The organism is Streptococcus danieliae (genome assembly GCF_009767945.1).
GTDB classification, from domain to species: domain Bacteria; phylum Bacillota; class Bacilli; order Lactobacillales; family Streptococcaceae; genus Streptococcus; species Streptococcus danieliae.
Genome location: NZ_WSRS01000093.1, coordinates 1 through 6,545 on the forward strand (window position 1 = coordinate 1; position 6,545 = coordinate 6,545).

Here is a 6,545-nt window from a genome sequence, read left to right on the forward strand (position 1 = left end):
TAGTGTCCCACACATTGGTATTCGTCTTGTTCAGTTTTCAAAGGTCATGCCTCTCACGAGACAACTTCATTAGTTTACCAAAACCTCAAATCTTTGTCAACACTTTTTTGAAAAATTTTTGAAGTTTTTTTGACTTGGTTCGGATGTGCCGAACCTTTATCAACTAACTGTCCCGTTTAAGGAACTCTCCCTTCAGGACTTTCTTAGTATACAACACTACAGCTTTCTTGGCAAGACTTTTTGCTCATTTTTTTAAATTTTTTTCGTCCCAAAAGAAAACCCTAGCAGAATCAACTGCTAAGGTTCTTTCTAATATCTTATTGTTCTTCCTTAAGAAGAATATGAAGGGTCTCTAGAAGATTGTCTTCATGGACTTCGATGCTGGATCCATTGGATTTGATTTTAACTTCAACGATGCCCTCATCTGCTTTTTTACCAACAGTAATACGGATTGGGAGGCCGATCAAATCACTATCACTAAATTTAACGCCAGCGCGTTCATTACGATCGTCCGTTAAAACTTCATAACCAGCCGCTTGTAGGCTTGCCTCCAGGCGGCTTGTAAGAGCTAGGCTAGCCTCATCCTTGACGTTTACCGGAATGAGGTGAACATCAAATGGAGCCAATTCTTTCGGGAAGTTAATTCCCCAAGCATAGCGGTAGTCGCCCTTTGGTGTTTTGTTGACAAAGAGACGGGCATGCTGTTCCATAACCGCAGATAGTAGACGACTGACTCCGATTCCATAACATCCCATAACGATTGGAATAGCCCGGCCGTTTTCATCAAGAACTTTAGCGTCCATAGAGTCTGAGTAGCGAGTTCCCAACTTAAAGATATGACCAATCTCGATTCCACGGGCAAATTGCAGTTGTCCCATACCATCAGGTGAGATTTCACCCTCTTTGACCTCACGAATGTCCACATATTCAGCTTGGAAATCACGACCTGGATTTACACCAGTCAAGTGGAAGTCGTCCTCATTGGCACCAACAACAGCGTTACGCACATCTTGAACTCTACGATCAGCGATGATGCGGAAGTCCTCTGGAAGTCCAACTGGTCCTAGAGAACCAAAACTAGCCCCGATTAGCTCTTGGACTTCAGCATCTGTTGCTGGGTCCATGAAATCTGCTTCCAAGAAATTTTTCAATTTCACTTCGTTGACTTGGTCATTTCCAACAAGGAGGGCCGCCACTGGTTTGCCATCTGCCATGTAAACCATTGTCTTAATCGTTTGTTCCTCTGGCACATCGAGAAGAGCAGCCACGGCATCAATCGTTTTGGTATCTGGAGTCGCAACTTTAGTAAGCTCTTCCTCACTAACAACCAGATTTTTAGGCTTGTATTCATTGGTCGCCATTTCAAGATTGGCCGCATAGCCAGATTCACTGGAATAAACAATCGTATCTTCACCAGAAACAACCCATTTTTCAAGTTCAGCACGGATTGCTGTCAAGACATCTTCAGGAATTTCATCCAAGCTGGCAATCGATTTATCCAAGACCAACCAACGTTCCAAATCTGTCCGCTCTGGAGTAATGGCCATAAACTCTTGACTATCCTTACCGCCCATAGCTCCACCGTCTCCGATGATCGCTTTATACTCCAAACCTGAACGATCAAAAATTCGCTCATAAGCCTGGCGGTAGTCCTCATAAGTTACATCCAAATCAGCATAATCAGCATGGAAACTATAACCGTCCTTCATGATAAACTCACGTGTCCGCAAAAGCCCATTGCGGGGGCGTTTTTCATCCCGATATTTAGATTGAATTTGGTAAAGGTTCATTGGCAATTGCTTGTAAGACTTGACAGAGTCCCGAACCACAACGGTCATGGTTTCTTCATGCGTTGGGCCTAGGATAAAGTCTGACCCTTCACGATTTTTCAATTTGTATAGGTCTTCTCCGTAAGTATCGTAACGGCCAGATTCCCGCCAAAGGTCTGCACTGAGAAGGGCGGGTGCCAACATTTCCACTGCATCAATCTTGTCAAACTCTTCCCGCATAATCTGTTTGGCTTTTTCCAAAACGCGATTTGCTAGGGGCAGATAGGTATAAATCCCCGCAGATACTTGGCGAACATAACCTGCCCGCAACATCAGAGCATGGCTAATTACTTGTGCATCACTTGGCATTTCCCGCAAAGTTGGGATCAGCATTTTACTTTGTTTCATTTATTCTCCTCTAAAAAAATGTCCGTAGGATATCATTCCAGGTTACTGCAATCATCAAGAGCAACATCAGACCAGCCCCAATCAAGGTGAGATAGGTCTCTGTTTCCCGTTTCACAGGCTTCCTGCGGATAGCTTCCAATAGATTCAAAACGATTTTTCCACCATCCATAGCCGGAATCGGCAAGAGATTGAAAATCCCAATGTTAATCGATAAGAATCCTAGAAGCTGCAAGACACTGGTCCAGCCATCGCGTGCAGCCATGCTAGAGGCCTGGTAAATGGCCACCGGCCCTCCCAAGCCATTCAAATTGGGATTAAAAATCAGATTTCGGAGGGCTGTGACAATCTGCCCTGCAGCTGCTGCCGCCATGGTAAAACCACCTGTCAGCTTCGCTGTCAAACTAGTATCCAAAGCCGGCAAGACACCAATGCGATAGGTTCCATCCATTTCCTGCAGCTGAATCTCTTGTGTCTGTTGATTGACCTGAACCGCAACTTTGCCATCCTTGGCCTTGTCCGTTGCCGCTTGAATAGCTGGTGCAATATCGTTAAAAGTCGCAATTTCTTTGTCACCAATTTTCTCCAGGGTTACCTGTTCCTGATAACCGGCCTGAGCTAGGGCACCATTATCTGCCACCCGAACCTGATTGGTGTTGAGATTGGGCGCTCCCCCTTGCAAGAAGAGCAAGAGACTGAAGGCCATAACCCCTAGGACAAAATTATTAAAAGGCCCTGCAAAATTGGTTAGAAAACGGCCCCAAAGACTAGCATTTTGGTACTGAACATCCAAAGGCGCAATCCGTACCTCAGTGCCGTCCTTCTCGACAATCGTCGCATCATGGTCAACCCGGTAGCTCTGTTCCTGATCCAAGAGGAGCCCCCTAATAGTCAAGCTATCTTCGAGATCATACTCCAAAACCTGGAGCGGAACCGCTTGATGGTCCAATTCTTTTTTGGACAGATTCAGGCGCGTCACCACTCCCTCTGCATTCAGACTGAGGGCGACCAAACTTCCTTTGGGAATCTCAACCCGATCCTCACCCCAACCAGCCATGCGTACATAGCCTCCAAAGGGGAGCATCCGAATGGTGTAGAGGGTCCCATCCTGCCCTTGATGGCTAAAGATTTTCGGTCCCATCCCAATCGCAAATTCACGTACTAAGATTCCTGATTTTTTGGCCAATGCAAAGTGGCCATACTCATGAATGATAACAATAACAGCAAATATAAATAGAAAACTCAGGATCCCCATCATTGGGCAAGCCACCCCCTCACTTTCTCACGTGTAGAACGGTCAATTTCCAGTAACCGTTCCAGACTCAGTTCTGTTGCCTCGACATGGTCGGCAACTGCACGCTCAATCAAACTTTCGATTTTTAAATAAGTAATCTGGCCATCCAAAAAGGCCGCAACCGCCACTTCATTGGCAGCATTATAAACAGCCGGGAAAGAACCACCCCGACGGCCAACCTCAAAAGCCAAGGCCAACATTGGAAAACGTTCCAAGTCCATCTTTTCAAAATGAAGTTGGCCGATGTCTGCTAAATCAAACGGCTTGGAATCTTGAAGAGGCTTGTGCCGTGGGTAGGTCAGGGCAAATTGAATCGGCTTCCGCATATCACTGGGACCCAATTGCGCCAAGAAAGCTCCGTCCTGCATTTCAATCATTGAATGGACAATACTTTCCCGGTGTTGAATAACTTCAATCTGGTCATAGTCCCAGCCAAACAAGTGATGGGCTTCAATCACTTCCAGCCCCTTATTAACCATGGTGCTGGAATCAATCGTAATTTTAGCCCCCATAGTCCAGTTGGGATGGGCCAAGGCTTCAGCAACTGTAACCCCTACTAACTCAGCTCTGGTTTTATCCCGGAAGCTACCGCCACTAGCGGTAATGACCAGCTTTTTCACATCTTGTCGATCTAAACCTTGCATGGCCTGGAAAATCGCTGAATGCTCACTATCCACCGGCAAGATCGACACGCCCTTGTCTCGGGCTGCCGCCATCACAAAGTCTCCAGCCATCACCAAGGTTTCCTTATTGGCCAAGGCGATTTCTTTTTGCGCCTGGATGGCAGCCAAGGTCGCTTTAAGGCCAACACTGCCCATAACAGCATTGACCATCAAGTCGTAATCCCCGTGGGCCGCATAGGCTTCTAGATCTGTACACTGTTCCAGTTCCGGGAAATCTGCAAGCAGCGCTTGCCCCAGATCCGAATCTGCTACAACGACCGCAGCTGGTTTAAATTCCTCCACAATCGCCCGCGCCGCATCAAGATTCTGCGCAAAACTAAAGGCAACCAGGCGAAACTGGCCAGGGTAGGCACGCAGGATATCCAAGGTCTGCTGACCAATGGAACCGGTGGCTCCCATGAGATAAATGGCTTTCATCTTAGAAGAACCCCGCCAAATGTAAGAGTGGGAAAACAAACAGCAGGCTGTCAAAACGGTCTAGGAGTCCCCCGTGGCCGGGGATAAAACGGCCAGAGTTCTTGACCCCATAATGGCGCTTGATAGAACTCTCCACAAGATCGCCAAACTGCCCCGCTACTGAAAAGAGAATAGCCAAGAGCAAGACTAGGAAAAAGTTCTTGCCTCCAAAAGTCGCTCCACTAAAGAGGTAGAAAACAAGAGTGACCACTAGAGCCCCAGCAATACCGCCCAAGCTTCCCTCAACTGTCTTGTTGGGCGAAACCTGTGGTAACAACTTCCGCTGCCCAAACCGTTTGCCGACAAAATAAGCTAAGCTATCCGTTGCCCAGACCAACAACAAGGCATAGAGCACCTTATCCAAACCAGACATCTGAGCCCGCACCAACATATGAAAACCATAGCCTACATAAAAGCTGGATGCAATCGGAAAGACCGCATCGTCATAGGTATAGCCTTTAACAAAAACGGTACTTCCCAAAATCCCCATAGCCAAGAGGGCAAAGAGAGGAATATTGGAATCATTTGGTAAAAAAGACAAATAGTTTTCCAAGGGTAGGGTTAGGAGCAGGGCCGCTAGGCTGGCTAACATTCCTTCTGGAGTATTGATCGCCAACCCCTTCATCGCAAAGAGCTCATAAACTCCCAACATCGCTAGGAGCCCCACCACAAACTGAAACGGCAAGCCTCCAAACCATAAAAGCACCAACAAAATGACTGCGGCACCCACACCAAATACAATGCGGTTCTGCAATTCTTTTTCCATCTCAAACTCCTCCAAAACGACGACTGCGGCGATTGTAATCTTCAATTGCTGCTTCTAATGACTGGGCTGTAAAATCTGGCCACAGGGTATCTGTAAAATACAATTCACTATAGGCAGACTGCCACGGTAAAAAGTTACTGAGGCGCAACTCTCCACTAGTTCGGATAATCAATTCAGGGTCTTGCCACTCCTTCGGCAGGCCACCGGTATAAAGATGGGAACCAATCAATTCATCGTTAATCTGATCCAAGCTATAAGTTCCTGCCTGTACCCCGGCCACAATAGCCCGAATAGCTTCTTGGATTTCAGCTCGACCTCCATAATTCAAGGCAAAATTAAGCACCAGACCTGTATTCTCAGCTGTCAATACTTCTGCCTTCCGGAGGGAGTCTAAAGTTGGAGCTGGCAAGCGGCTCACATCACCCAACATTTGGATCTTAACACCTTGTCGGTGTAATTCTGGAACATAGCGGTCATAAAATTCCACTGGAAGATTCATGATAAATTTGACTTCCTTTTCTGGACGCGACCAGTTTTCTGTGGAAAAAGCATAAACGGTTAGTACCTTCACGCCCATCTGACTGGCAGCTTTGGCAACTTCTTGCAAAGCTTCCATCCCAGCCTTATGGCCAAAGACACGCGGTTGCATCCGTTTCTGAGCCCAGCGACCATTTCCATCCATAATGATGCCAATGTGCTTGGGAATTGTCAAGGACGGCTGCTCTTCCTTCTTTTTAAAACCAAACATATTCTTTTCCATTCTTTCTAGACACACTTCTAGCTGACAGCAGAAGGTGATTTTATAAGAGATTGAATTAGTTCATTATACCACAAAAGCCCTAGCTATGGGAAATTCAGGCCGTTTCCAAGCTTCTGGCGGGCTCATCCAAATCAGGGTTCTATAATAAGTTGTGTGGAAAGCTTGCTCTCCATGCAACTTTTTTTGTAATTCAGAGTGCAAAAAAAAGCAATTCCTAGTAAACTGATAAGTGAAAAAAAACATCAGAATAGGAATTGCTTCATATGGACTATGTTACTCAAAAATTACTCGGAATTCAAGACCTAAACATCACTTTCAAAGAAGACTGGCTTATTTATCGTAAAGATAGACGCAATCGTATGGCTCAAATCATCGAAGGCTCCTTAGAGAAACGCCCAAGTCATTGTCCCTC

At 46.2% G+C, this 6,545-nt stretch carries 5 protein-coding genes; all 5 read right to left on the bottom strand.

What is annotated here, in order from left to right; translation table 11 throughout:
- Positions 1-317: 317 nt before the first annotated feature.
- Genes E5983_RS08140 through E5983_RS08160 form a run of 5 tightly spaced genes read right to left on the bottom strand, consistent with a single transcriptional unit; the run spans position 318 to position 6,121 of the window.
- Positions 318-2,177, bottom strand: coding sequence for a proline--tRNA ligase (locus E5983_RS08140; RefSeq protein ID WP_160333357.1), 1,860 nt, complete (start codon positions 2,175-2,177; stop codon positions 318-320).
- A gap of 10 nt (positions 2,178-2,187) precedes the next feature.
- Positions 2,188-3,432, bottom strand: a complete 1,245-nt coding sequence (gene rseP, locus E5983_RS08145) for an RIP metalloprotease RseP (RefSeq protein ID WP_160333358.1) — start codon at positions 3,430-3,432, stop codon at positions 2,188-2,190.
- On the bottom strand, positions 3,429-4,568 hold the full coding sequence (dxr, locus tag E5983_RS08150; RefSeq protein WP_160333359.1) for a 1-deoxy-D-xylulose-5-phosphate reductoisomerase: 1,140 nt from the start codon (positions 4,566-4,568) through the stop codon (positions 3,429-3,431). Before dxr ends, rseP begins: the two co-directional genes overlap by 4 nt.
- Before the next feature lies 1 nt (position 4,569).
- Positions 4,570-5,373 carry a phosphatidate cytidylyltransferase gene (locus E5983_RS08155; protein WP_160333360.1) on the bottom strand — a complete coding sequence of 268 codons (804 nt, stop codon included), beginning with the start codon at positions 5,371-5,373 and terminating at the stop codon, positions 4,570-4,572.
- 1 nt (position 5,374) lies between these two features.
- Entirely contained in the window at positions 5,375-6,121 is a 747-nt protein-coding gene (locus E5983_RS08160; RefSeq protein WP_160333361.1) for an isoprenyl transferase, read from the bottom strand.
- Positions 6,122-6,545: the final 424 nt, after the last annotated feature.

Bases quoted from the DNA above. Each gene is read 5' to 3' on its own strand.
- E5983_RS08140 (WP_160333357.1), bottom strand. From the start codon at position 2,177: ATGAAACAAAGTAAAATGCTGATCCCAACTTTGCGGGAAATGCCAAGT.
- rseP (WP_160333358.1), bottom strand. From the start codon at position 3,432: ATGATGGGGATCCTGAGTTTTCTATTTATATTTGCTGTTATTGTTATC.
- dxr (WP_160333359.1), bottom strand. From the start codon at position 4,568: ATGAAAGCCATTTATCTCATGGGAGCCACCGGTTCCATTGGTCAGCAG.
- E5983_RS08155 (WP_160333360.1), bottom strand. From the start codon at position 5,373: ATGGAAAAAGAATTGCAGAACCGCATTGTATTTGGTGTGGGTGCCGCA.
- E5983_RS08160 (WP_160333361.1), bottom strand. From the start codon at position 6,121: ATGTTTGGTTTTAAAAAGAAGGAAGAGCAGCCGTCCTTGACAATTCCC.